Annotated in this window: 20 protein-coding genes, 1 tRNA gene and 1 other RNA gene; 11 read left to right on the plus strand and 11 right to left on the minus strand. The window is 70.0% G+C overall.

Translation table 11 applies throughout. From position 1 onward, the window contains the following. The 3 genes from E4P42_RS18025 to ffs form a co-directional block, all read right to left on the minus strand. The coding region (locus E4P42_RS18025; RefSeq protein WP_135127452.1) for a DNA polymerase III subunits gamma/tau at positions 1-1,331 on the minus strand (1,331 nt) is incomplete at its 3' end. 49 nt (positions 1,332-1,380) lie between these two features. Beyond that, positions 1,381-2,670, minus strand: coding sequence for an aminotransferase class I/II-fold pyridoxal phosphate-dependent enzyme (locus tag E4P42_RS18030; RefSeq protein WP_135127453.1), 1,290 nt, complete (start codon positions 2,668-2,670; stop codon positions 1,381-1,383). Between the two features lie 36 nt (positions 2,671-2,706). Beyond that, an RNA gene (ffs, locus tag E4P42_RS18035) (signal recognition particle sRNA small type) lies at positions 2,707-2,801 on the minus strand. A gap of 71 nt (positions 2,802-2,872) precedes the next feature. Here ffs and E4P42_RS18040 point away from each other — a divergent pair. The 3 genes from E4P42_RS18040 to E4P42_RS18050 all read left to right on the plus strand — a co-directional run bounded on the left by E4P42_RS18040 (position 2,873) and on the right by E4P42_RS18050 (position 4,946). Beyond that, positions 2,873-2,958, plus strand: a tRNA-Ser gene (locus E4P42_RS18040). Positions 2,959-3,032: 74 nt separating this feature from the next. After that, on the plus strand, positions 3,033-3,830 hold the full coding sequence (locus E4P42_RS18045; protein WP_135127454.1) for a hypothetical protein: 798 nt from the start codon (positions 3,033-3,035) through the stop codon (positions 3,828-3,830). An 87-nt stretch (positions 3,831-3,917) separates the two neighbouring features. Next, positions 3,918-4,946 (plus strand): S1C family serine protease, encoded by a 1,029-nt coding sequence (locus E4P42_RS18050; protein WP_135127455.1) that lies wholly within the window; start codon positions 3,918-3,920, stop codon positions 4,944-4,946. 3 nt (positions 4,947-4,949) lie between these two features. On the opposite strand, the gene E4P42_RS18055 is transcribed toward E4P42_RS18050, so the two are convergent. After that, positions 4,950-5,621 (minus strand): TetR/AcrR family transcriptional regulator, encoded by a 672-nt coding sequence (locus E4P42_RS18055; RefSeq protein WP_245234087.1) that lies wholly within the window; start codon positions 5,619-5,621, stop codon positions 4,950-4,952. Between the two features lie 87 nt (positions 5,622-5,708). Between E4P42_RS18055 and E4P42_RS18060 the strand changes: the two genes are divergently transcribed. Next, positions 5,709-6,776 (plus strand): dihydrodipicolinate reductase, encoded by a 1,068-nt coding sequence (locus tag E4P42_RS18060; RefSeq protein WP_135127456.1) that lies wholly within the window; start codon positions 5,709-5,711, stop codon positions 6,774-6,776. Positions 6,777-6,785: 9 nt separating this feature from the next. Here the strand turns inward: E4P42_RS18060 and E4P42_RS18065 are convergent, their stop codons facing one another. Then, positions 6,786-8,180 (minus strand): acyl-CoA desaturase, encoded by a 1,395-nt coding sequence (locus E4P42_RS18065; protein WP_135127457.1) that lies wholly within the window; start codon positions 8,178-8,180, stop codon positions 6,786-6,788. A gap of 18 nt (positions 8,181-8,198) precedes the next feature. Beyond that, positions 8,199-9,296 carry a ferredoxin reductase gene (locus E4P42_RS18070; RefSeq protein ID WP_135127458.1) on the minus strand — a complete coding sequence of 366 codons (1,098 nt, stop codon included), beginning with the start codon at positions 9,294-9,296 and terminating at the stop codon, positions 8,199-8,201. Positions 9,297-9,464: 168 nt separating this feature from the next. On the opposite strand from E4P42_RS18070, the gene E4P42_RS18075 reads away from it, so the two are divergent. After that, positions 9,465-10,259 carry a TetR/AcrR family transcriptional regulator gene (locus E4P42_RS18075; protein WP_167759535.1) on the plus strand — a complete coding sequence of 265 codons (795 nt, stop codon included), beginning with the start codon at positions 9,465-9,467 and terminating at the stop codon, positions 10,257-10,259. Between the two features lie 4 nt (positions 10,260-10,263). Here the strand turns inward: E4P42_RS18075 and ligD are convergent, their stop codons facing one another. From ligD to E4P42_RS18090, 3 genes are read right to left on the minus strand one after another with little or no spacing between them, the layout of a single operon-like run. Then, on the minus strand, positions 10,264-11,307 hold the full coding sequence (ligD, locus tag E4P42_RS18080) for a non-homologous end-joining DNA ligase (protein WP_135127460.1): 1,044 nt from the start codon (positions 11,305-11,307) through the stop codon (positions 10,264-10,266). A 1-nt stretch (position 11,308) separates the two neighbouring features. Next, a complete protein-coding gene (locus E4P42_RS18085) occupies positions 11,309-12,364 on the minus strand; it encodes an ATP-dependent DNA ligase (protein ID WP_167759536.1) in 1,056 nt (351 codons plus the stop codon). Between the two features lie 2 nt (positions 12,365-12,366). Beyond that, entirely contained in the window at positions 12,367-13,062 is a 696-nt protein-coding gene (locus E4P42_RS18090) for a DUF899 family protein (protein ID WP_245234088.1), read from the minus strand. A 136-nt stretch (positions 13,063-13,198) separates the two neighbouring features. Between E4P42_RS18090 and E4P42_RS18095 the strand changes: the two genes are divergently transcribed. The 6 genes from E4P42_RS18095 (at position 13,199) to E4P42_RS18120 (ending at position 21,753) form a co-directional block, all read left to right on the plus strand. After that, complete coding sequence (locus tag E4P42_RS18095; RefSeq protein WP_135127463.1) at positions 13,199-14,272, plus strand: low specificity L-threonine aldolase; 1,074 nt, start codon at positions 13,199-13,201, stop codon at positions 14,270-14,272. Further along, complete coding sequence (locus E4P42_RS18100; protein WP_135127464.1) at positions 14,272-15,333, plus strand: ATP-dependent DNA ligase; 1,062 nt, start codon at positions 14,272-14,274, stop codon at positions 15,331-15,333. The genes E4P42_RS18095 and E4P42_RS18100 overlap by 1 nt, the downstream gene beginning before the upstream one ends. Positions 15,334-15,696: 363 nt before the next feature. Continuing rightward, positions 15,697-18,564 (plus strand): sorbosone dehydrogenase family protein, encoded by a 2,868-nt coding sequence (locus tag E4P42_RS27450; RefSeq protein WP_135127465.1) that lies wholly within the window; start codon positions 15,697-15,699, stop codon positions 18,562-18,564. A 16-nt stretch (positions 18,565-18,580) separates the two neighbouring features. Next, a complete protein-coding gene (gene gluQRS / locus E4P42_RS18110) occupies positions 18,581-19,492 on the plus strand; it encodes a tRNA glutamyl-Q(34) synthetase GluQRS (RefSeq protein ID WP_135127466.1) in 912 nt (303 codons plus the stop codon). Between the two features lie 81 nt (positions 19,493-19,573). Next, positions 19,574-21,001 (plus strand): ABC transporter permease subunit, encoded by a 1,428-nt coding sequence (locus E4P42_RS18115; RefSeq protein WP_135127522.1) that lies wholly within the window; start codon positions 19,574-19,576, stop codon positions 20,999-21,001. Continuing rightward, positions 20,998-21,753, plus strand: coding sequence for an amino acid ABC transporter ATP-binding protein (locus E4P42_RS18120; protein WP_135127467.1), 756 nt, complete (start codon positions 20,998-21,000; stop codon positions 21,751-21,753). The genes E4P42_RS18115 and E4P42_RS18120 overlap by 4 nt, the downstream gene beginning before the upstream one ends. A 62-nt stretch (positions 21,754-21,815) precedes the next feature. Here the strand turns inward: E4P42_RS18120 and E4P42_RS18125 are convergent, their stop codons facing one another. Then, on the minus strand, positions 21,816-23,036 hold the full coding sequence (locus E4P42_RS18125) for a saccharopine dehydrogenase family protein (RefSeq protein ID WP_135127468.1): 1,221 nt from the start codon (positions 23,034-23,036) through the stop codon (positions 21,816-21,818). 66 nt (positions 23,037-23,102) lie between these two features. Next, positions 23,103-24,326: a cytochrome P450 gene (locus E4P42_RS18130; protein ID WP_135127469.1), complete on the minus strand. Its 1,224-nt coding sequence runs from the start codon at positions 24,324-24,326 to the stop codon at positions 23,103-23,105. Between the last annotated feature and the right edge of the window lie 19 nt (positions 24,327-24,345).

Raw genomic sequence — 24,345 nt, forward strand, 5'->3', positions numbered from 1 at the left:
GGCGCGGGCGGCGCGGGGGCCGGCGGCGGAGCGGGACGCGGCGCCGGTGCCGGACGCTCCTCGACTGACGGCGCCGCAGGGGCCGGCTCGGCGGGCGTCTCGACGCGCCGGCTCTTGCGGGTGAACGTCTTCGCCGGTTCGGCGGTGGCACGGGCGCCGTCCGACGCCGGGATCGACATGTCCAGCCGGGTCTCGATGCGCTCGATGCGCTGCAGCAGCGCCGACTCGGTGTCACTGGCCGACGGCAGCAGCAGCCGGGCGCACACCACCTCGAGCAGCAGGCGCGGCGCGGTCGCCCCGCGCATCTCGCCCAGCCCGGCGTGCACCACCTCGGCGTAGCGGGCCAGCGTGGCGGCGCCCAGCCGGTCGGCCTGCTCTCGCATCCGGTCCAGCACGTCGCCCGGCGCGTCGACCACACCGCGGGCCGCGGCGTCGGGCACCGCCTGCAGCACGATCAGGTCGCGGAAGCGTTCGAGCAGGTCGGTGGCGAAGCGGCGCGGGTCGTGGCCGGCGTCGATCACCGATTCGACCGCACCGAACAGGGCGGCGGCGTCCCCGGCGGCCAGCGCGTCGACCGCGTCGTCGATCAGCGCGACGTCGGTGGCGCCCAGCAGGGCCAGCGCCCGCCCGTACTCCACCCGGTTGTCCGCGGCGCCGGCGAGCAGCTGGTCGAGCACCGACAGGGTGTCGCGCGGCGACCCGCCGCCGGCCCGGATGACCAGCGGGTACACCGCGTCGTCCACGGTGACGCCCTCGTCGCCGCAGATCCGCTCCAGCAGCGTGCGCATGGTCTTGGGGGCCAGCAGCCGGAACGGATAGTGGTGGGTGCGCGACCGGATGGTCGGCAGCACCTTCTCCGGTTCGGTGGTGGCGAACACGAAGATCAGGTGGTCGGGCGGCTCCTCGACGATCTTGAGCAGCGCGTTGAATCCGGCCGTGGTGACCATGTGCGCTTCGTCGACGATGAAGATGCGGTAGCGCGACTGCGCGGGGGCGTAGAACGCGCGGTCACGCAGCTCGCGAGTGTCGTCCACACCGCCGTGGCTGGCCGCGTCGAGTTCGACGACGTCGACGTTGCCGGGCCCGTTCGGGGCCAGCGCCACACACGAGTCACACACCCCGCACGGCGCCGGCGTGGGGCCCTGCTCACAGTTCAGCGAGCGGGCCAGGATGCGCGCCGACGACGTCTTCCCGCAGCCGCGCGGGCCGGAGAACAGGTACGCGTGGTTGATGCGGCCTGCGGTCAGCGCGACCGACAGCGGTTCGGTGACGTGCTCCTGGCCGACCACCTCCGCGAAGGTCGCCGGTCGGTACTTGCGGTAGAGCGCCACGGTCAGCAGGCTACCGACGCGGACCGACGGAGTGGGGCCGGTCGCTCCGTCATTCCGCGAGCAGCGCCTCGGTCGCGGCCAGCAGCGCGCACGTGGCCAGACCGTCGATGGCCGCCCGCAGGTCCGGGGTCGAGGGGAACGTCGGCGCGATCCGGATGTTCCTGTCCTCCGGATCTTTTCGATACGGGAACGACGCCCCGGCTTCGGTCACCGCGATTCCGGCGTCCTTGGCCAGCGCGACCGTGCGCCGCGCCGTGCCCGGCCACACGTCCAGGCTGACGAAGTAGCCACCCTTGGGGTCGGTCCACGAGGCGATCTTGGCGTCGCCGAGCCGGTCCTCCAGAATCTCGGCGACCAGGGCGAACTTCGGCGCCAGCAGCTCGCGGTGGCGTTGCATGTGCAGCCGCACCCCGTCGGCGTCGCCGAAGAACTGCAGGTGCCGCAGCTGATTGACCTTGTCCGGGCCGATCGACTTCTTCCCCGCGTGCTGCAGGTACCAGGCGATGTTGCCCAGCGATCCGCCCAGGAAGCTCACGCCGGCGCCGGCGAAGGTGATCTTGCTGGTCGAGGCGAACACCAGCGGCCGGTTCTGGTTTCCCGCGGCGGCGGCCAGGCCCAGCACGTCGACCTGCCGGTCGAAGTCGGGGGTCAACGTGTGCACCGCGTAGGCGTTGTCCCAGAACAAGCGGAAGTCCGTTGCCGCCGTGCGCATCTGCACCAGCCGGCGGACCACCTCCCACGAGTAGGTGACGCCGGTCGGGTTGGCGAAGACCGGCACGCACCACATGCCCTTGATCGCCGGATCCGCGGCCACCAGTTCCTCGATGAGGTCGACGTCGGGGCCGTCCTCGTGCATCGGCACCGCGATCATCTCGATGCCGAGGCTCTCGGTGATCGCGAAGTGGCGGTCGTAGCCGGGGGCCGGGCACAGGAACTTCACGCCGGCGCCGTCGCGCAGCTCGTCGATCCACGGCCGCGGCGAGTCGACGCCACCGTGCAGCAGCGAGAACACCACGGCGTCGTGCATCAGCTCGAGGCTGGCGTTGTTCCCCGCGATCAGGTTGGGCACCGGGATGCCGAGCAGTTCGCCGAAGATCGCGCGCAGCTCGGGCAGGCCGTGCAGACCGCCGTAGTTGCGGACGTCGGTGCCGTCGCCGTCGCGGTAGGAGTCCCGCCCGGGCAGGTCGAGCAGGCCGTTGGACAGATCGAGCTGGGCGGGTGACGGCTTCCCGCGGGTCAGGTCCAGGCGTAGGCCCTGTTCCCGCAGCTCGGCGTAGTTGCGCTGTTGGCGCTCGTGCTCGGCGGTCAGCTCATCGCGGCCGAGGGATTGAAACGACACCGCGGGCCTTTCACTGTGCACGCCGGAAGCAGAAACGTAAGGGGACCCCGCGCACCCGCCAGAGCCCGTTGACCCTTGCTGCCTTCCGGCCCTGGGGGAGTTCACAGGATGGACGCCGCGCGGGGTCCGGGTCGAGTGTAATACCCCGCGATCGGACCCCATCTCGACGGGCGGACAGCGCCCGTCGGCTACCATGGCCCGCGGAGGATTCGCCTAGTGGCCTATGGCGCTCGCCTGGAACGCGGGTTGGGTTAACAGCCCTCGCGGGTTCAAATCCCGCATCCTCCGCACTCGGCCCGGGGGTGCGGTCAGCGACCGACGGTTCTGACCGCACCGCCGGCCCACCGATCTCGAGGAGGAGTATGCGGCGCTCGGTCGCGATCGTCTGGCACGCATCGTTCTCCGTCATCGCTGCTGTTCTGTACTTCTTCTTCGTCCTGCCCCGCTGGTTCGAGCTGATGGGGCAGACGTCGCCGACGCTCGGCACGGTGCTGCGCATCGTCACCGCCGCGCTGATCGGGCTGGCCGCCCTGCCCGTGGTGTTCACGCTGCTGCGCACCCGCCTCCCCGAATTCGGCACGCCGCTGCTGGCCCTGCGCCTGCGCACCACGTCGATCGCGCTGCACGCGCTGGCGGGTGCGCTGATCCTCGGCGCCGCGATCAGCGAGATCTGGCTGGACCTCGACAGCGCGGGCCCCTGGCTGTTCGGGATCTACGGCGCCGCCGCGGCGGTCGCACTGCTCGGCATCTTCGCCTTCTACCTGGCGTTCGTCGCCGAACTGCCGCCTCCGCCGCCCAAGCCGCTCAAGCCCAAGACCGCGACGCGCCGCCGTGGCCGCGGTCAGTCCGCCGCCGAGGCGAAGGCGGAGCAGCAGGACACCCCCGAAGCCGCAGACGAGGCCGACAAGCCTGACGCCGACGACACGGCGACCACGACCGCCGAGGGGTCCGGCACGGCCGACGAGGAGGCGGAGCCCGAGGTCGGCGACGAGCCGTCCGCGCAGGTCGAGGCCACCGACGAGACGGCCGACGACTCCGCCCCCGCCGACTCCGACGAACCGGCCCCCACCCGCGGTCGGTTGCGCAACCGTCGTCCGACCGGCAAGGGCGACGCAACGCGGCGCCGCCGCCTGCGTGGCGGCGTCGCCGTCGAAGACTGAGGTCAGCGGATTCCTTTCGACACCTCGGGCGCTGGTCAGCAAGATGTAAGAGAACCCGAGTTACAAAACTGCGTCGAAGGGCAATTCATGGGCATGCGTCGTACCCGTTGGCTGTCCGTGTGCTCGATCGTGCTGGCCGCCATGCTCGCGCTCGTCATGCCGGTGGCCCCGGCCACCACCGCACACGCGGCACCCGGTGACCCCATCGCCGCCGCGGCGGCCGTCGAACCGTCCGTGGCGCGGATCGACACCGAGATCGACTATCAGAGCGCGATCGGATCCGGAACCGGAATCGTGCTCGACCCGGGCGGTCAGGTGCTGACCAACTACCACGTCGTGCAGGGCGCGGACCGGATGAGCGCCACCGTGGGCGGTCAACGCTTCGCGGCCGAACTGCTCGGCTACGACCGCGGCCGCGACATCGCGGTCATCCAGCTGCTGGGCGCGGGCGGGCTGCCCGTCGCACCGATCGGCGACTCGGCGGCCCTGGTGGCGGGTGAGCCGGTGGTGGCGCTGGGCAACGCCGGCGGCAGCGCGGCGCCGCTGACCCGCGAGGTCGGCAGCGTCACGGCATTCGGGCGCACCGTCAACGCCGAGGACACCCTCACCGGCGCGTCCGACGAACTCACCGGGCTGATCGAGTTCGCCGCGCCCGTGCGCGCCGGCGACTCCGGCGGACCGGTGGTCAACGGCGCCGGACAGGTCGTCGGCATCACGGTCGCCGCGTCCGTCAGCTATCGCATGGGGCCCGGCGGGAAGGGCTTCGCGATCCCGATCAACGACGCGATCGCGATCGCGAACCAGATCCGGTCGCGGATTCCGTCCGACACCGTCCACATCGGTCCGCCGGCCCTGCTCGGCGTCGGTGTGCGCACCGCCCCGAGCGACGTGCCCGGCGTCATCATTCAGGAGGTGCTGCGCGGCGGTCCCGCCGAGGCGGCCGGACTGGCCGACGGCGACGTGCTGATCGCGGTGGACGGCACCCGGCTGGACTCCGCCACCGCGCTGACGTACACGCTGGACCGTCACTACCCCGGCGACGTCGTCGACGTCACCTGGATCGACCGGGCCGGCCAGCAGCGCACCGGCAAGGCCACGCTCGCCCCCGGACCGTGACGCTCAGATCCCGCGGAGCCGCCGCTCGAGGCCGCTGATCGCGAGGTCGAGCTCGAAGTCGAACTGCCCGTCGTCGGCGGAGGGCGCAGTGGCCAGCACCCGCCGCAGCGCCGGATACCGCCCGGCCGGCGACCGCTCGAGCGCGTCGCGCGTTGCCGCCTGATGGATGTCCCGCACCGGGTTGCGCAGCGCGTGCTGGGCGGCGGATTCGGCGATGTCGGCGACGGCGGTGACGCCGCGACGGGCGTCCTCGACGCCGAACCCGGCGGCGAGCAGTGCGTGCAGCACCCGCTCGGCGATGTCGAGCACCGCGACGGCACCCACCCCGTGGAACGGGGTGTTCTCGACGGCGACACCGACCTGGACGAGGCCGTCGCGGAACGCGTGGGCGTAGGCGCGCAGCACGGCACGCCAGTCGCCGTCCTCGGGTAGCTCCACGCGGCGCAGCTCGTCTTCGAAGCGGGCGGCGACCACCAGCGTGAGCAGGCCCTGACGGTCCCCCACGTAGTAGTGCAGCGCTTTGCGGCTCACGCCGAGCGCATCGGCGACGGCCTGCATGGTCAGGCCGCGCCCCGCGGTCGCCCGCGCGGCGGCCACGATCTCATCGCGGCTGATCCGCGGCGGCCGGCCCCGCGGCCTGCGCTGCGCCTGCGCCCGCGCCGGCCCGATGTCCACGCACCGCAGCCTACGGGGCGCGGATCGCTTTTTCGCCGATCGGTAAAAAACCCCCCGCCCGCGGGGCGGCGCGCCTATGTTGAGCGAGTGCCAAACACCTCGTATCGGGTCGTCCAGTGGACGACCGGCAACGTCGGCAAGAGCTCGGTGACCGCGATCGCCCGCCACCCGCACCTCGAGCTGGTCGGCTGCTTCGCGTGGTCGGCCGACAAGGTCGGCCGCGATGCCGGCGAGCTGGCCGGCATCGAGCCGATCGGCGTCGCCGCCACCGACGACGTCGACGCGCTCCTCGCGCTGAAGCCCGACGTCGTGGTCTACAACCCGATGTGGATCAACGTCGACGAACTGGTCCGCATCCTGGACGCCGGCGTCAACGTGGTGGCCTCCGCCTCGTTCATCACCGGCCACAACCTGGGCGACGGCCGCGCGCGCCTCGTCGAGGCGTGCGAGAGGGGTGGGGCGACGCTGTTCGGCTCCGGCGTCTCCCCGGGCTTCGCCGAGCTGCTGGCCATCGTCGCGGCCACCGCGTGCGACCGCGTCGACAAGATCACGATCGCCGAGTCGGCCGACACCACGCTCTATGACTCCCCCGACACCGAACGTCCCGTCGGGTTCGGCACCGCCATCGACGATCCGAACCTCGCGCCGATGGCCGCCAAGGGCACCGAGGTGTTCGCCGAAGCGGTGCAGTTGGTCGCCGACTCCCTCGGCATCGAGCTCGACGAGATCGTCTGCGAGCCGGAGTACGCGCAGACCACCGAGGACCTGCCGATGGCATCGTGGACGATCCCGGCCGGGCACGTCGCGGGAGTGGCCGCCAGCTGGCAGGGCCGCATCGGCGGGCGCACGATCATCGACATCAACGTGCGATGGAAGAAGGGGCAGACACTCGAGCCGGACTGGCCGCTCGACGGGGACGGCTGGAAGATCACCGTCGACGGCCGGCCGACGGTCAACATGGCTGTCGGCTTCCTGCCGCCGCAGGACATGATCGAGAACGCCAAGACGCTCGAGGACTTCTTCGTCCTCGGCCACATCATGACCGCGATGCCGCCGATCCACGCCATCCCGGCCGTGGTGGCCGCCGCGCCGGGCATCGCCACCTACGCCGACCTGCCGCTGCCGCAGGCGCGCGGCGTGGTGCCGCTCGGCTGAGGGCGAACCTCAGTCGTCGCCCCGCGGGGGCGGATCGACCGCCACCCCGCTGGACTGGTGCTCCGGTCCGGCGTCCGGGTGTTCGGCCGGCACCCGTTCGCGGAAACGGCTGGCTTCACTGGGCCCCTTCGGCCGCGCGCGGCCGTCCTCACTGCGGTACGGCCCGGGCTTCGGCCGCGGCGTCCCACCCGGTAACGCCAAGCGGAAGATGGTGCGGTGCACGGTGAACCACTGCTTGCCGAACCGTCCGGAGTTGTAGGGCAGCTCGTACCGCTCGCAGATGTCCTTGACCTTCGGCGCGATCTCCGAGTAGCGACTGCTGGGCATGTCCGGATAGAGGTGGTGCTCCACCTGGTAGCCGAGGTTGCCGCTGACGAGGTGGAACAGGGGGCTGCCCTCGATGTTGGCGGCGCCGATCAACTGGCGGACATACCAGCCGCCGCGGCTTTCGTTCTCCACCTCCTCCTCGCTGAACGTGTACGTCTGGTCGGGGAAGTGGCCGCAGAAGATGATGGCGTGGGCCCACACGTTGCGGATCAGGTTGGCCAGCGCGTCGGCGCCCAGGGTCCGCAGATAGGTGCTCTCGACGCCGGGCAGCACCTTGTCCAGGAAGGACGCCGCCGCGCCGGTGCGCCCCTTGCCCGGTAGCCGGCGCAGCCGACGGCCGATGCGGGAGTGCGCCGGTTGATCGATCCGGCCGCCCAACGCCAGCTTCGCCAGAGCGAACGCTCCCGCGCTGACCAGCGGCCACCCGAGATAGTCCTTGACGATCTGCTGGCGGGCCTTGCCGGCGATGCTCTTGAAGTCGTCCCTGAGGTCGGCCATCGTCTTCTGCCCGCGCCACAGCGCCTCGACGTCCGTGTCGTGCAGGGCCACGCCCCACTCGAACAGGATCATCAGCAGGAAGTTGTACAGCGGCTGGCCCAGGTTGGCGCGACGCCACTTCTGGTTGGGGTCGATGCGCATGATCTCGTAGCCGAGATCCTTGTCCTTGCCGCGGATGTTGGTGAAGGTGTGGTGGATGTAGTTGTGCGAGTGCTTCCACGCTTCCGCGCTCGACGCGGTGTCCCAGTCCCAGACCGACGAATGAATGTCGGGATCGTTCATCCAGTCCCACTGGCCGTGCAGGATGTTGTGGCCGAGTTCCATGTTCTCCAGGATCTTGGCCATGCTCAGGCACGCCGTCCCCAGCACCCAGCAGGTGCGTGAGCGCGAGGCCAACAGGAGCACCCGCCCGGCCACCACGATCTGGCGTTGAGCGGTGATGACGTTCTTGATGTACCGGCGGTCGCGATCGCCGAGTTCGGCGAAGACCTCGTCGTGGATCGCGTCGAACTCCTTGGCGAGCTTCTCCAGTTCCTGTTCGCTGAGCCGGGCGAGCGGGCTTGTGATCGATGCGGTCACGGCGGTCCTTTCGGTAGGTCAGAGGTCCAGTTCGAGGTCACCCTCGGCGGTGTGGATGCAGATCCGCACGTCCTGGCCGGTCGGCTCGGTGACCTCACCGGAGCGCAGGTCCCGCACCCGCCCCGATTTCACGGTGCCGACGCAGGTGTGGCAGATGCCGATCCGGCAGCCGAAGGCGAGGTTGAGGCCGGCCTGCTCACCGGCTTCCAGAATCGGTGTGCCACCGTCACATTCGACGGTGGTGTCGCTACCCAGGAACGTCACCTGGCCGCCCTCACCGGCGGCGGCGTCGGCGTCGATCTTGGGCTGGAACCGCTCGTAGTGCAGTCGTTCGCAGTCGCCGTGGCGCTCCCAGTGTTCGATGAGCGCGTCGAGGAGTTCGCCCGGCCCCGAGCAGAACGCTTCGCGCTCACGCCAGTCCGGGCACAGCTCGTCGAGCTGCTCGGGCGACATCCGGCCCCGCTCACTGGTGAGCCGGACGTCCAGCCGCATGCGCTCGGTGCGGCGCTCGAGATCTTCCAGGTCGGACAGGAACATGACCTGCTCGCGGTTGCGGTCGGAATGCAGCACCACCACGTCGTCGAGCCGGCCGCGGTGATCGAGGCTGCGCAGCATGCTGATGATCGGCGTGATGCCACTGCCGGCGCTGACGAACAGCAATTTGTCCGGCAGCGGGTCGGGCAGCGTGAAGACGCCTTCGATCTCGCCGAGCCGCACCAGCTCGCCCGGCTGGATCTTCTGGGTCAGGTACGGCGACACCACGCCGCTGGGCACCTTCTTCGGCGTGACGCTGATCAGGCCGTCCGGCGGCTCGGGATCCGAGGTCAGGGAGTAGGCACGCCAGTGATATCGGCCGTCGATGACCAACCCGAGCCGGATGTACTGTCCGGGTTTGTGCCCCGGCCAATCGTAGGCCGGCCGGATCAGCACACTCACCGCCTCGGAGCCCTGCGGCTCGATCCGCTCCACCCGCCCGCGCAACTCCTTGGTGGTCCACATCGGGTTGACCAGTTCCAGGTAGTCGTCGGGTCGCAACGGTTTGAACAGATGCCGGACCGCGCGCAGGAACATCCGGCGTCCGCGCGGCACCGCAGGCTCAGCGCCGCGTTCGGCCATCCTGCTCCCCTTTCTCGACGGCGGAGCTGTGACCGGGGCCACACCGCGCCACGCGTTGTGTTACCGATCTTGGGCGGCCTGAAACCTGGGTAGACCCTCGCTATAGCGATGTGTCAGCGAGGAACATCTATCGGTATGCCACGACGCAGGTCCCGGCGGGCGGATGCGGTGCCCTCGGAGGTCATCCAAGCCACCTTGCGATCGGCCGAGCGCCTGGGCCGAGATGTCGCCGATGTGCCCATCGTCGTCATCGCGCATGCGCTCGGCGTGTCCCGCAGCACGCTACTGCGGCAACTCGGCGGCTCCCGCCGGACACTGGACGATGCGGTGCGAGACATCGGGGTCGATCCGGGTGGGCGCCCACCGGTCCGCTTGCGCGCCGTCGAGGCCGCCGCGGAGATGATCGGCGTCCGCGGTGTCGCGTCGGCGACGCTGGAGGCCATCGCCGCCGAGGCCGACTGCTCGGTGCCCAGCCTGTACGCGACGTTCGGGGGGCGCGAGGGCCTCCTGCGCGCGGTCTATGACCGCTACCTCCCGACCATCGATGTCGAGGCACTCGTCGGCGGGGCACCGGACGGCGCGCTCACCGAGACCGTCGGCGCGGTCTATCGCACGCTGGCGCAGCTGTGCTCCCAGGAACCGCGGGTGCTCCCCGCGGTGCTCGCCGAAACCCTCGCCCGCCCGGCCGGCCCCGGGGCCGGCATCCTCACCGAATACGGTGCGGTGCGCACGATCGCCGTCCTGCGCCAGTGGCTGGACGGCGAAGTCGCCGCGGGGCGCATCCGCGACCTGCCCCGCACCCTGCTGATCCAGCAGCTGATCAGCCCGATCCTCGTCCATGCCGTCATGCGGCCCGGGCTTTCGGAGTTCCCACGGGTCGACCTGCCCGACCTGCCGACGGCTTGCGACCTCCTGGCCGAGGCGTTCGTCCGCGCAGTCGCCACACCCGAGCAGCCGCGCTGAGCGGTCAGACGCGGTTGCCGTCGTCGTCCCAGTGCGCGGCGACCTTCTTGGACGGCTGCACCCGCGGCGGCTCCCCCGGCATCTTGGGATAGTTCGGCGGGTACGGCAGGTCGCCGAGCCCGCGTTCCTCGTCGGCGGCCACCATGTCGAGCAGCATCTGCAGCGACTGGGCGTTCGCGTCGATGTCCGCCCACGGGTCGGTACGGCCGGCGACGAGGCCGGGCACGGTGCCGATCGTGTAGTCGTCGGGGTCGGCGTCGGCCAGTTCGCCCCAGGTCAGCGGCGTCGACACGGTGGCGATCGGGGTCTTGCGCACCGAGTACGCCGAGGCGAACGTGCGGTCACGGGCGTTCTGGTTGTAGTCGATGAACACCCGCTGCCCGCGCTCCTCCTTCCACCACGATGTGGTGACCGCGTCGGGCGCCCGGCGCTCCACCTCACGGGCCAGCGCGATCCCGGCCCGGCGCACCGCGATGAAATCCCAGTCCGTCGCGATGCGCAGGAAGATGTGCACCCCGCGCCCACCCGAGGTCTTCGGATAGCCGACCAGCCCCAATTCGTCGAGCAGCGGTTTGAGCACGTCGACGGCGATCGCCGCGGCCTCGGCGAACCCGGTACCCGGCTGTGGGTCCAGGTCGATGCGCAGCTCGTCGGGGTGCTCGACGTCCGGGCAGCGCACCTGCCACGGGTGCAGCGTCACCGTGCCCATCTGCGCGGCCCAGGCCAGTGCCGACGGATGCGTGACCTTCAGCGCGTCGGCGGTGCGTCCCGAGGGGAACGTCACCTCGCAGGTCTCGAGGTAGTCGGGGTGCTTCTGCGGCACCCGCTTCTGGTAGATCTCCTCGCCCTCGATCCCGTCGGGGAAGCGCTGCAGATGCACCGGCCGGTCGCGCAGCACCGCGACCATCGGCCCGGCGACGGACAGGTAGTACTCGACCAGTGTGCGTTTGGTGCCTTTGGCGCCGAGCTTCGGGAAGTACACCTTGTCGGGGTTGGTCAGCCGGACCTTGACCCCGTCGACGTCGAGTTCCTCTGCGGGGGTGGCCATGTCAGGATCCCTCCAGGACGTCGTAGAGGTCGTAGTTGAGCGGGACGTCGAGCTGGTCGAACGTGCAGCTGCGCGGTTCCCGGTCGGGCCGCCACCGCCGGAACTTCACCGCGTGCCGAAAACGCCTGCCGTCCTCGGTGTTTCCCTCCATCTGGTCGTAGGCCACCTCGCACACCTTCTCGGGCCGCACGGGAATCCAGCGCTTGTCGGCCGCGGAGTTCCAGCGGCTCGGATCACCCTCGCGCATCTCGTCGCCTTCCCGCAGCGGTTCCAGGTCGGCGAGCATCTTGAGCCGGTCGCGGGCCGTGAACGACGCTGCGCCGCCGACCATCTGCAGTTCGCCGTCGCTGCGGTAGAGGCCGAGCAGCACCGAGCCGACGCCCTCGCCGCTCTTGTGGATCCGGTAGCCGATCGCCACACAGTCCGCGTCGCGGGCGTGTTTGACCTTCACCATCTCGCGCTTCCCCGGCAGGTACGGCCCGTCGAGCCGTTTGGCGATCACCCCGTCGAGGCCGGCGCCCTCGAACGTGTCGAGCCACTGCGCACCCAGAGCGGGATCCTCGGTGGTGCGGGTGACGTGGCACCACGTCTGCTCGGTGATCGCCTCGGCGAGCGCCTCGCGCCGCACCCGGAACGGTTCGTTGAGCAGCGACCGGTCATCGGTGGCCAGCGCGTCGAAACCGATGAAGTGCGACGGGGTCTGCGCGGCGAGCATCTTGATGCGGCTCGCGGCCGGATGCACGCGCTGGCTGAGCGACTCCCAGTCCAGGCGGATGCGCCCGCCGATCTCGCGAGGCACCACGATCTCGCCGTCGAGGACGCACCGCGGCGCGATCTCGTCGCGGAGCGCGTCGAGCAGTTCGGGGAAGTAGCGGCCGAGGTCCTTGCCGTTGCGCGACTGCAGCATGACGTCGTCGCCGTCGCGGAACACCAGCGCCCGGAAGCCGTCCCACTTCGGTTCGAATGACCACACCCCCGCGTCGTCGGGCACCTTCGCCTGCGCCTTGGCCAGCATCGGTTCCACGGGTGGCTGCACGGGGAGTCGCATGAGTTCCATACTCACGTAGACCGCTGACCCCCGGCAATGTCGCCGTAGTTGTCGTGCAGACGCCACCATTCATAGACGGGGCCTTGCGGTCGGCCGGCGGGGACGTCCTGCCAGTCTTCCTGGCGACCCAGTGGCGTGATGTCGAGGAACGACCACACCGGCCCGATCTCTTCGATGCCGCGTCCGTTGACGAAGTAGGAGCGATGGACGCGATTGTCGTCGTCGCGGACAAAGACGTTGAGCCCGAACATCTCCTCGACGCCGAAGTCCTCGGAGAATTCGTCCCCCACCAGGGTGAAGAACGGGAGTTCCGCCCAACCCGTCCGAGCCTTGAGCTGGGTGACGCGCTCCTGCGTGGCCGCGGTGACGAAGACCAGAGTCGTGTCGCGAGCAGCGAGATGTGCCGGGTGGATCACGGTGTCGGCGAACAGCGAACAGCCGGAGCAGGCCCCGTCCGGCCAGTTCTCGACGTCGGGGGCATAGAAGAACCGGTAGACGATGAGTTGGCGCCGCCCGGCGAACAAGCCCACCAGGTCCACCTCACCGTCTGGGCCGATGAATCGGTAGTCGCTCCGCACGCGGGTCATCGGCAGCCGCCGGCGTTTGGCGGCAAGCGCATCTCGCGCCTTCATCAGGGCCTTCTCTTCGGCCAACAACTCGGCTCGGGCGGCCTGCCAGTCCTCAGGCGGCACGACGTCGGGCAGCACGAGCTGCTTCGGCCCCCTCGACGGTGGCGCAATGGCGGGACCTTCCTGGTTCGTCATGCTTGCTCCCATCTCTTCTCGGCCTTACCCGGTTAGACCTCCGGCACCGGGCGATGTCATCGCTGGAACAATCACAGGGGTGTCGATCTCCGCGCTGCACGACCCCGGTTGGCGGACCTTCGCCAGCGACAACTACGCCGGCGTGCATCCCGAGGTGCTCGCCGCGATCGCCGCGGCCAACGGCGGCCACCAGCCCGCCTACGGGCAGGACCACTACACCGCCCGCCTGCGGGAGGTCATCGGCGAGCACTTCGGCACACGGGCCGAGGTGTTCCCCGTCCTCAACGGCACCGGGGCCAACGTCATCTCCCTGACCAGCGTGCTGCCGCGCTGGGGTGCGGTCGTCACCGCGGAGACCGCGCACATCCACACCGACGAGGCCGGCGCGCCCGAACGGATGACCGGCATCAAACTGCTGACGGTGCCCACCCCCGACGGCAAGCTCACCCCTGACCTGATCGCCCGGCAGGCGTGGGGCTGGGGTGACGAGCACCGCGCCCAGCCCCTGGCCGTCAGCATCACCCAGACCACCGAGCTGGGCACCCTCTACACCGCCGACGAGGTGGCCGCGATCTGCCGGTACGCCCACGACCACGGCATGGCCGTGCACATGGACGGGTCCCGGCTGTGGAACGCCGCCGCGGCCCTGGACGCGCCGTTCCGGGCGTTCACCACCGACGCCGGCCTGGACGTGCTGAGCCTCGGCGGCACCAAGAACGGCCTGCTCGGCACCGAGGCCGTGGTGGTGCTGGACCCCGACCGCGCCACCGGCCTGACCTACCTGCGCAAGCTCACCATGCAGCTGACCAGCAAGATGCGGTTCGCCTCGGCGCAACTGCTCGCGCTGTTCGACGACGATCTCGGGCTGCGCAGCGCCGCCCACGCCAACGCGATGACCCGGCGACTGCGCACCGCGCTCGAGGCCGGTATCACCGACGGCACGCTGCCCGGGCTGGCGCTCACCCAGGCCGGCCCGGCGAACGCGACCTTCGCGACGCTGCCCGTCGAGGCGACCGACCGGATCCGCGAGCAGGTGCGTTTCTACGACTGGGATCGCGCCCGCGGCGAGGTCCGGTGGATGACGGCGTGGGACACCACCGAGGACGACGTCGACCGGTTCGTCGCCGTCATCGCCGAAGAGCTCTCCCGCTGATGGAGCTGCCGGTCACCCCGCCGGTATCGCCGATGCTGGCCAAGTCGGTCCGCACCATCCCCGCGGACGCCAGCTACGAGCCGAAATGGGACGGCTTCCGGTCGATCTGCTTCCGCGACCGCGACGAGGTCGAGTTCGGTAGCCGCAACGAACGGCCGCTCACCCGCTACTTCCCCGAACTGGTCGCAGCGGCCCTGGCCGAACTGCCCGAGCGGTGCGTGATCGACGGGGAGGTCGTCGTCGCCACCGGGGACGGCCTCGACTTCGAGTCGCTACAGCAGCGCATCCATCCGGCCCAGTCCCGGGTGCGGCTGCTCTCGACGCAGACCCCGGCCGCGTTCATCGCCTTCGACCTGCTCGCCCTCGGCGGCGACGACTACACCGCCCGGCCGTTTCACGAGCGCCGCGCGGCCCTGGTCGACGCGTTGGCCAGCGCGGGACCGTCCTTCCACGTCACCCCGGCGACCACCGACCTCGCCACCGCGCAGCGCTGGTTCGACGAGTTCGAGGGCGCCGGGCTCGACGGGGTGATCGCCAAACCGCTGGCGCTCACCTACCAACCGGACAAGCGGGTGATGTTCAAGGTCAAGCACGAGCGCACCGCCGACTGCGTGGTGGCCGGCTACCGCCTGCACAAGTCCGGTGACGACGCGATCGGCTCGCTGCTGCTGGGCCTGTACAAGGCGGACGGTCAGCTCGCCTCGGTCGGCGTCATCGGCGCCTTCCCGATGGCCCGGCGCCGCGACCTGTTCTCCGAATTGCAACCGCTGATCACGTCTTTCGACGAGCATCCGTGGAATTGGGCGGCGCACCTGGCCGATGACCGGACACCGCGGCGCAACGAGGGCTCCCGGTGGAACGCGGGTAAGGATCTGTCGTTCGTCCCGCTGCGGCCGGAGCTCGTCGTCGAGGTGCGCTACGACCACATGGAAGGCGAACGGTTCCGCCACACCGCGCAGTTCAACCGCTGGCGGCCCGACCGCGATCCTCGGTCCTGCACCTACGAGCAGCTCGACCAGCCGGTCACCTTCGCGCTGCGCGACATCATTCCGGGGCTCTGACGGCACTCGGCGAATTTCGAGGAACGGCGCCCTCACGGCGAGTTCGCCAGGACGCAGCCGCACGGGTGCCTCGCGGTTGCTGGTCACGCCGCTCGATGCTCGGCATCTCCCCCGCCTATTGACGCCCCTGTCAGCGACTCTTCGGCGCGGTGCGGTGTGGGGCAAAGTCGCGCGACACCACGGCAGCCCCCTGGACGGAGGCGTTGAGTTATTTGCCAACGACCACACTTTCGCGCGAGGAACGTTGCGCACGAAAGTACTTGCAAGTCCTTGACCTGCAATGTCGCGACAAGGGGCGACTCCGGTGCCCATAGTGTGACGGTCGCCGGTATCGGCGACGGGCAGCGCGGCTCGGGGGGATCCATGGCGTCAGACACTGCAACTCCGCAATCCAGCAGGCGCGCGGCCGCCACCGGCGCGTACGCCAGTGGGGTCGCACGCGTCGGCGCGCTGGCCTTCGCGCTCGGCCTCGGCGGGACCTTCGCCAGCTCCCCCGGCCTCGCGTGGGCCGACGACGGCTCCCCCACGCCCGCCAGCGCGGCGTCCGGGGCCGCCGATACCGAGGCCGCCGATCGGGACGACGCCGGCGATGATGCCGCGAACGACGCCGGGGACGGCGAGGCGCAGGAGCCGGTCGCCGAAGAGGAACCGGTCGACGAGCCGGCCGACGAGCCCGTCGAGGAACCGGTCGACGAGCCGCTCGACGTCGAGGAGCCCGTCGAGGAACCGGTCGACGAGCCGCTCGACGTCGAGGAGCCCGTCGAGGAGCCGGCCGCCCCCGCCGGCTCCGACGCGCCCGGGCCCGTCACCCCGCCCGCGACGGTGACCGAACAGCCGCAGGAGGAACCCGAGGCCGACGAACCGGCACCGGACGCCGCCACCGAGGACGCGGCAATCGAGGGCGCCGCGCTGACCGTCGCGGTCGAGGAGACCGAACCGGACACCACATCGACGCGCACCGCCGAGGATCTCGTCACCGCACTCACCGTGCCGGCCGCACCGTTCACCGGGCTCTCACCGCGAGGCGCGTTGCGGGACCTCCAGACCCAGGTGACCACGTGCATGTGCCACCTCGCCCGGCGGGTGGTCGAGACGGTGGCCGCCGTCGTCACCGCGGTGGCCGGCGCCTTCGGCATCGTCCCCGGCACACCGGGCGCCACCTCGGGTGAGCCGGCGGCGCCGGCCGATTCGCCGGCAATGTGGGGACTGCTGGCCTGGGTCCGCCGCCAGGTCGACGACTTCCTCGCCACGCCCCAGGTGAGGGCGTTCATCGCCACCGTGTCCGCGGAGACCCAGCGCATCTGGTTCCGCCTCACGACCTGCGGGCAGACGCTGGCCATCGAGGACGGCTTCGAACGCACGACCGTCGTCTCCGGACTCAACGCGCCGACCGACTTCCGCTTCACCCCGGACGGCACCCAGATCTGGATCACCGAGAAGGGCGGCGCGATCCGGGTAGTCGACGACGGTGTGCTGCGACCCGATCCGCTGGTCGTGCTGCCGACGCTGGCCGACGTGGGCGAACGCGGGCTGTCGGGCATCGAGTTCCACCCGGACTTCGACGGGCAGAACGGGTACGTCTACGTCGCCTACACGAATCTGCGCAACCACGACGTGCTGACGCGGCTGACCATCACCGACGGCGAGTACGCCGGTGAGACCGTCCTCGTCGAGTCGACGCTGCCGACCGGGCAGATCCACCACGGCGGCGAGATCAAGTTCGGCCCCGACGGACTGCTGTACTGGTCGGTCGGCGACAACGGCAGGAGCACCAACGCTCAGGATCTGACCAACATCCACGGCAAGGTGCTGCGCATGGATCCGATGACCGGCGCGGCACCGGATCCCCGGTTCCACGATCCCAATCCGACCTTCGACCAACCGGGTGCGATCGAGCAGATCTACGCCTACGGGCTGCGCAACCCGTACCGCTTCACGTTCACCCCGGACGGTCAGATGCTGCTCGCCGACGTGGGCGAAAGAAGCTGGGAGGAGATCAATCTCATCACTTCCGGTGGCAACTACGGATGGCCGGGCGCCGAGGGCGACTGCACCGTCAACTGTGACGGGTTCATCGATCCGGTCTATGCCTATCCGCACACGCCGGAGCCGATCCGTCAAGGCGCGATCACCGCGGTCACGTTGTTCACCAGCGACAACTTCGGTTCGGAGTACGAGAACACCGTCTTCGTCGCCGACTACTCGCTCAAATGGATTCGGGTGCTGCGGTTCAACGAGGACTACTCCGCGGTCATCGGCGAGGATTCGTTCGACAACAACGCGGGCACCACCGTGCGCCTGGCCGAGGGACCGGACGGCGACCTGTACCAGTTGACGATCTATCCTGGTGTGCTGTCGCGCATCAGCGTCTCCGACGGCAACCGCGCGCCGACCGCGGTGGCCACGGCCACCCCGGCCAACGGCCTGTCCCCGCTGACCGTCCAGTTCTCCTCGGCGGGCTCCATCGACCCGGAGCGCGAAACCCTGACCTATCACTGGGATTTCGGCGACGGCACCAGCTCCACCGAACAGAACCCCACCAAGACCTACGCGACGGCCGAGTCGACCACCTACACCGTCACGCTGACCGTCAGCGACGGCGACAAGACCGGCAAGACCACCACTGCCGTCACGGTCGGAAACCGGGCGCCGGTGATCGCCCAGATCCGTACCGACGCCGAAGGCGGTCGCTACGACGCCGGCGACACCATCAGCTTCAACGCCGTCGTCACCGACCCGGACGCCGATCCGCTCAGCTACCGGTGGCGCGTGATCTTCCACCACGCCGACCACATCCACCCGTACCTGGAGAACGTCACCACCGAGTCGGGCAGCGTCCTCATCACCCGGGACCCGCACAACGGTGCCGACACCTACTACGAGATCGAGCTGACCGTCACCGACCGGGGCGGATTGTCGACCACGGAGTCGGTCGAGGTGCGGCCCAACCTCGTCGACCTCACCTTTGAGGCCACCCCGGGCAACGCCGTCTTCACCGTTGACGGCCGCCCGGTCACCGGTACGGTCACCGAGAAGGCCGTGGTGGGTGTGGCGCGCGAACTCGGCGCCCCGGCGTCACAGATCGTCGACGGGCAGGAACTCGTCTTCGCCGGATGGTCCGACGGCGGGGAGCGGACGCACACGATCATCACGCCCGGAACCGCCGCCACCTACAGCGTCGACTACGCACCCCGCACCGCCGTGTTCGAGATCGTGTCCGCCTTGGTGTGACAGCTAGATTGCGGACGTGACCCGCACCCCCGCGGGCCGGTTCGCCCCGAGCCCGTCGGCCGATCTGCACATCGGCAACCTGCGCACCGCCGTGCTGGCGTGGCTGTTCGCCCGCTCGACCGGCCGCCGGTTCCTGATGCGCGTCGAGGACCTCGACTACCGCACCGACTCCGACATCGCCGCCCGCCAGCTGCGGGACCTGGCCGCGCTCGGCCTGACCTGGGACGACGGGACCGACTACCAGTCCGGGCACCGGGACCGCTACGACGCCGTGATCTCGGGCCTGGTCGACGCCGGCCTGGTCTACGAGTGCTTCTGCAGCCGCAAGGACATCCTGCAGGCGCCGCGCGCGCCGCACGCCCCGCAGGGCGCCTACCCCGGCATCTGCCGCGAGCTGACCCCCGCCGAACGCGACGCCCGCCGCGCCGAGACCGGCCGCCCGCCCGCGCTGCGGCTGCGCACCGACGTCCTCACCCACACCGTCACCGATGTGCTGCACGGCAGCTACACCGGCATCGTCGACGACTTCGTGGTCCGCCGCGGCGACGGCGTGCCCGCCTACAACCTGGCCGTCGTGGTCGACGATGCGGCCGCCGGCATCGACCAGGTGGTGCGCGGGGACGACCTGCTGAGCTCGTCGCCACGGCAGGCGTATCTGGCCCGGCTGCTCGGCCACCCGGAGCCGGTGTACGCCCACGTGCCGCTGGTGCTCAACGAGGACGGTGCCCGGCTGGCCAAACGCGACGGCGCCGTGACGCTGGCCGAGATCGGCGTCGAGCATGCCGTCGCACAGATCGCCGAGTCCCTGGGCTGGCGGGCGGCCACGCTCGACGACATGGTGGCGCGGTTCGATCCCGCAAGGCTGCCACGCCAGCCGTGGATCTACCGCCCCCAGCCGCCGAGTGGCCACTCGATACCGTCCCGGTGAGCGGAAGTCTTCTGCCACCCCCGTGACAGTTGCTAGCGTCCGTCGGTGAGGTTTCTGCGAATCGTCGCGCTGCTGCTGGCGATGCTGACCGTGGCCGCGTGCGGATCCGCCGCCGACCGATCCGACGAACCCATCAAGGCGGCCGGGGTGCTGCGGGTGGGCACCGAAGGTGTGTACGCCCCGTTCAGCTACCACGACGCGGCGACCGGGCAGCTGGTCGGCTACGACGTCGACGTGGCCCGCGCTGTGGCCGACAAGATCGGCGTGCCGGTCGAATTCGTCGAGACGCCGTGGGACTCGATCTTCGCCGCGCTCGAGGCCAACCGGTTCGACGTGGTCGCCAACGAGGTGACCATCACACCCGAACGGCAAGCCAAATACGATCTGTCCGAACCGTACTCGGTCGGCGAGGGCGTCATCGTCACCCGGGCCGACGACAATTCGATCACCAGCCTGCAGGATCTGGCGGGTAAGGTCGCCGCCGAGAACGCCACCAGCAACTGGTCACAGGTCGCGCGCGACGCAGGCGCCCGGGTCGAGGCGGTGGAGGGGTTCACCCAGGCGATCACCCTGCTCAGCCAGGGCCGGGTCGACGTCGTGGTCAACGACAGCATCGCGGTGTACGCCTACCTCGCCGAGACCGGGGACACGTCGGTCAAGATCTCGGGAACGGTCGGCGAGAAGAGTGAACAGGGCTTCGCCGCCCGCAAGGACAGCGGCATGCTGCCCGAACTGAACCGGGCGCTCGAGGAGCTGCGCGCCGACGGCACCCTGGCCGAGATCTCGCAGCGCTACCTCAACGCCAACGCCTCCGGTGCGCCGGCTCCGGCGGAGACTGCCGCTCCCAGATCCACGTGGCAGCTGATCGCCGACAACCTCTGGCCGCTGGCGCGCGCCGCGCTGACCATGACGATTCCGCTGACCGTGATCAGCTTCGCGATCGGGCTGGTGCTGGCGCTGGCCGTCGCGCTGGCGCGGCTGTCGTCGAATGTGGTGCTCAGCAACGTCGCCCGGTTCTACATCTCGGTGATCCGCGGGACGCCGCTGCTGGTGCAGCTGTTCATCGTGTTCTTCGCACTGCCGGAGTTCGGCGTGCGCATCGACCCGTTCCCCGCGGCCGTGATCGCGTTTTCGCTCAACGTCGGCGGGTACGCGGCCGAGATCATCCGCTCGGCGATCCTGTCGATCCCCAAGGGGCAGTGGGAGGCCGCCGAGACCATCGGGATGGGCTATCCGACCTCGCTGCGGCGCATCGTGTTGCCGCAGGCCGCGCGGGTGGCCGTGCCGCCGTTGTCGAACACACTCATCTCACTGGTCAAGGACACCTCGTTGGCGTCGACGATCCTGGTCACCGAACTGCTGCGCCAGGCGCAGATCGTGGCCGCGCCGACGTTCGAGTTCTTCGCGCTCTACGGCACGGCCGCGGTGTACTACTGGGTGATCTGCCTGGTGTTGTCGTTCGGCCAGGGCCGCATCGAACGCCGACTGGAAAGGTACGTGGCGAGATGACCGAAGACCGCGTTGTCGCCGACGGTCTGCACAAGTCGTTCGGCGACAATGAAGTGCTCAAAGGCGTGTCGTTCCGCGTCGTGGCCGGGTCGGTGACCACGATCATCGGACCGTCCGGATCGGGGAAGACGACGCTGCTGCGCGCGCTCAACGCCCTCGACGTCCCCGACTCCGGGACGGTGTGCATCGGCGACGTGTCGATCGACTTCTCGAAACCGGTGCCGAAGGACCAGTTACGGCGCTACCGGGCCCAGAGCGGCTTCGTGTTCCAGTCGCACAACCTGTTCCCGCACAAGACGGTGCTGCAGAACGTCACCGAGGGCCCGATCGTCGTGCAGAAACAGCCGAGGGAGCAGGCGGAGGCCGCCGCCCTGGAGCTGCTCGGCCAGGTGGGCCTCGCCGACAAACGTGACCAGTATCCGTACCAGCTCTCCGGCGGTCAGCAGCAGCGCGTCGGGATCGCCCGGGCGCTCGCGCTGCGGCCGAAAGTCGTGCTGTTCGACGAGCCGACCTCGGCGCTGGACCCCGAACTGGTCGGCGAAGTGCTCTCGGTGATCCGGGATCTCGCGCAGGAGGGGTGGACGCTGATCGTCGTCACTCACGAGATCCAGTTCGCCCGGCAGGTGTCGAACCAGGTGCTGTTCACCGACCGCGGGGTGATCCTCGAACAGGGCCCACCCGAGGCGGTGCTCGGCAACCCGACCGAGGAGCGCACCCGGGCGTTCCTGCAGCGCATCCTCAACCCACTGTAGACGTCGGCTTCATGGCGCGAGCAGTCGCAAAAGTGCCCGAAAACACGCGGTAGACAGGCACTTTACGTCTGCTCGGCGGGTAACTCCTTGACTCCCCAGGGTGAGCCGTAGGCCGTCAGCAGCTCGAGGAACGGCACCGCGTCGAACGCCTCCGGGCCGAGCACCCCGACCCCGCTCCACGTTCCGCCGGCCAGGAGTTCCAGCGCGACAACGGGGTTGATCGCCGTCTGCCACACCACGCACTGGTGGCCGTACTCGCCCATCGACCATTCGTTGTCGACGACGTGGTACAGGTACGTCGAACGCGGGTCACCGTCCTTACCGGTGCCGGTGACCCACAACCCCGCACACGTCTTACCCGTCATCATCGGGCCGAGCGTGGCGGGGTTGGGCAGGCAGGCGGCCACCACGTCGCGGGGACTGACCTGCACCCCACCGACGGTCACCTTGTTCGTGCGGTCCAGCCCGAGCTTGTGCAGCGTCTTGAGGACGTCGATGAACTCCTCGCCGAGCCCGTACTTGAAGGTGGCGCGCCTGCACTTCACCCAGCGCGGCATCAACAGCACCTCTTCGTGCTCGACGTTGACGCACTCGACCGGTCCGATGCCGTCGGGGAAGTCGAAAACCTCCGGCTCGCTGAACGGTTCGGTGACGAACCAGCCGCGGTCGGCCTCCCAGATCACCGGCGGATTCAGGCATTCCTCGATGCTGGTCCAGATCGAGAACGACGGCGCGAACTCGTACCCCGCCACGGTCAGGTTCGATCCGTCGCGGGTGCCGAGTTCGTCGATCTCGGAGAACAGATGATCGGCGGCGTACCGGGCGAACACGTCGGACAGGCCGGGCTCCACGCCGATGCCGACCAGCGCCAGCCGGCCCGCGTCGGTCCACCGCTGTTCGGCGGCGAACTGCTCGTCGCCGAGTTTCACGCCGGTCAGCGCGTAGGGCTGCTCGGGATGGCGCTGCGACAGGCTCATCGCCATGTCGAGATAGTCGGCGCCGCCGGCCAGCGCGCCGTCGAAGATCGGCATCACGAATCGCGGGTCCACCGCATTCATGACGTGGGTGATCCGGTGTTCGCGCACCAGCGCGGCGACGGCATCGGCCGAGGAGGCATCGACGCGCGCGGCGGTGAACCGCGGGTCCCCCACCGCGCCGGCGGACTCGCGCGCCCGCGCCTCGTCGTAGTCGCAGACCACGATCTGCTCGAAGAAGTCCCGGCGCGCGGCGATCGCGCAGAACGCCGATCCGACACCGCCCGCACCGACCAACAGGATTCGCATGCCCGCACCCTAATACGGATTCCGCCGTATCAGCGGGTGTTCACGACGGTTCCCGCATCCAAAGCGCTATATGGCGACGTAAAGCGTCTCCATCCCGCGCAGCGTGAGGTTCGGCTTGTAGACCGGGTCGCCGGCCAGCCGGGCCGACGGGAAGCGCTCGGTCAGCTTCGCCAGCGCGACTGCGGCTTCCAGCCGCGCCAACGGCGCCCCGAGGCAGAAGTGCGGGCCCTTGCCGAAGCCGAGGTGGCGGATTCCGGCGCGGTCGGGGTCGAAGACATCCGGTCGCTCGAACGCCGCGCCGTCGCGGTGTGCGGCCGCGAGCAGCAACAGCGTGCTGTCCCCCTTCGGCACGGTCACATTTCCAATGGCCATGTCCTCGGCGGCGATCCGGCCGACCAGCTGCACCGGTGGGTCGTAGCGCAGCGTCTCCTCGGCCACCGCGGCCACGCGCTGCGGGTCGCCCGCCACCGCCGCCCACTGGCCGGGATTGCGCAGCAGCGCCAGGATCGCGTTGGCGATCAGGTTGACCGTGGTCTCGTGTCCCGCCACCAGCAGCAGATTGCAGGTGGCGACGATCTCGTCCTCGGTGAGCTGGTCACCGGATTCCTCGGCGGCGATCAGGCCGGAGATCAGGTCGTCGCGTGGCTCGGACCGCCTGCGGTCGATGAGCCCGCGCAGGTAGTCGCGCAGCCACAGCCCGGCCTGCAACCGCTCGTCGTATCCGTCGGCCGCCTGACCGGTGACGGTGATGAACGGGTCCAGCGACTGCGCCAGCAGCGCCGAGGCCCGGCTGAACTGCGGCTCGTCCTCCAACGGGACGCCGAGCAGGCGGCAGATCACCGCCACCGGAAGCGGATACGCCAGATCGGCGATGGCCTCGAACTCGCCCTTGGCCGCCACCGCGTCGAGCAGACCGTCCACCAGCGCGACGATCTCGGGCTCGAGCGCCTTGACCACCTTCGGCACGAACGCCTTGCTGACCAGCCGGCGCAGTCGGGTGTGGTCGGGCGGATCGAGGAACAGGAAACCCGGTGAGCCCAGCGGGCGGGCCACCGCACCGGACGCGATCTCCCGTTGCGCGACAGTGGATTTGAGCCGGTCGCTGGCCGCGGCGGGGTGGCGCAGCACCTCGTCGCAGTCGGCGAACGACGAGAACACCACGAGGTTCGCCTCGGGCACCGCGATCGGGCCGGCGGCGCGGAAGTCCGCGTACAGCGGGTAGGGGTCGGCGCGGTTCGACGGGTCGAGCAGGCGGCCCAGCAGCGCGTGGGTGTCCGCGGTCGTCGTCATGGCCCTATTGTGCACGCGT

The sequence above is a fragment of the Mycobacterium sp. PS03-16 genome, assembly GCF_004570325.1.
Taxonomy (GTDB): Bacteria; Actinomycetota; Actinomycetes; order Mycobacteriales; family Mycobacteriaceae; genus Mycobacterium.

Coding starts and splice junctions, on each gene's coding strand:
- E4P42_RS18045 (WP_135127454.1), top strand. CDS start 3,033: ATGCGGCGCTCGGTCGCGATCGTCTGGCACGCATCGTTCTCCGTCATC.
- E4P42_RS18050 (WP_135127455.1), top strand. CDS start 3,918: ATGGGCATGCGTCGTACCCGTTGGCTGTCCGTGTGCTCGATCGTGCTG.
- E4P42_RS18070 (WP_135127458.1), bottom strand. CDS start 9,296: ATGGCCGAACGCGGCGCTGAGCCTGCGGTGCCGCGCGGACGCCGGATG.
- ligD (WP_135127460.1), bottom strand. CDS start 11,307: ATGGCCACCCCCGCAGAGGAACTCGACGTCGACGGGGTCAAGGTCCGG.
- E4P42_RS18085 (WP_167759536.1), bottom strand. CDS start 12,364: ATGGAACTCATGCGACTCCCCGTGCAGCCACCCGTGGAACCGATGCTG.
- E4P42_RS18100 (WP_135127464.1), top strand. CDS start 14,272: ATGGAGCTGCCGGTCACCCCGCCGGTATCGCCGATGCTGGCCAAGTCG.
- E4P42_RS27450 (WP_135127465.1), top strand. CDS start 15,697: ATGGCGTCAGACACTGCAACTCCGCAATCCAGCAGGCGCGCGGCCGCC.
- E4P42_RS18115 (WP_135127522.1), top strand. CDS start 19,574: ATGCTGACCGTGGCCGCGTGCGGATCCGCCGCCGACCGATCCGACGAA.
- E4P42_RS18120 (WP_135127467.1), top strand. CDS start 20,998: ATGACCGAAGACCGCGTTGTCGCCGACGGTCTGCACAAGTCGTTCGGC.
- E4P42_RS18125 (WP_135127468.1), bottom strand. CDS start 23,036: ATGCGAATCCTGTTGGTCGGTGCGGGCGGTGTCGGATCGGCGTTCTGC.
- E4P42_RS18130 (WP_135127469.1), bottom strand. CDS start 24,326: ATGACGACGACCGCGGACACCCACGCGCTGCTGGGCCGCCTGCTCGAC.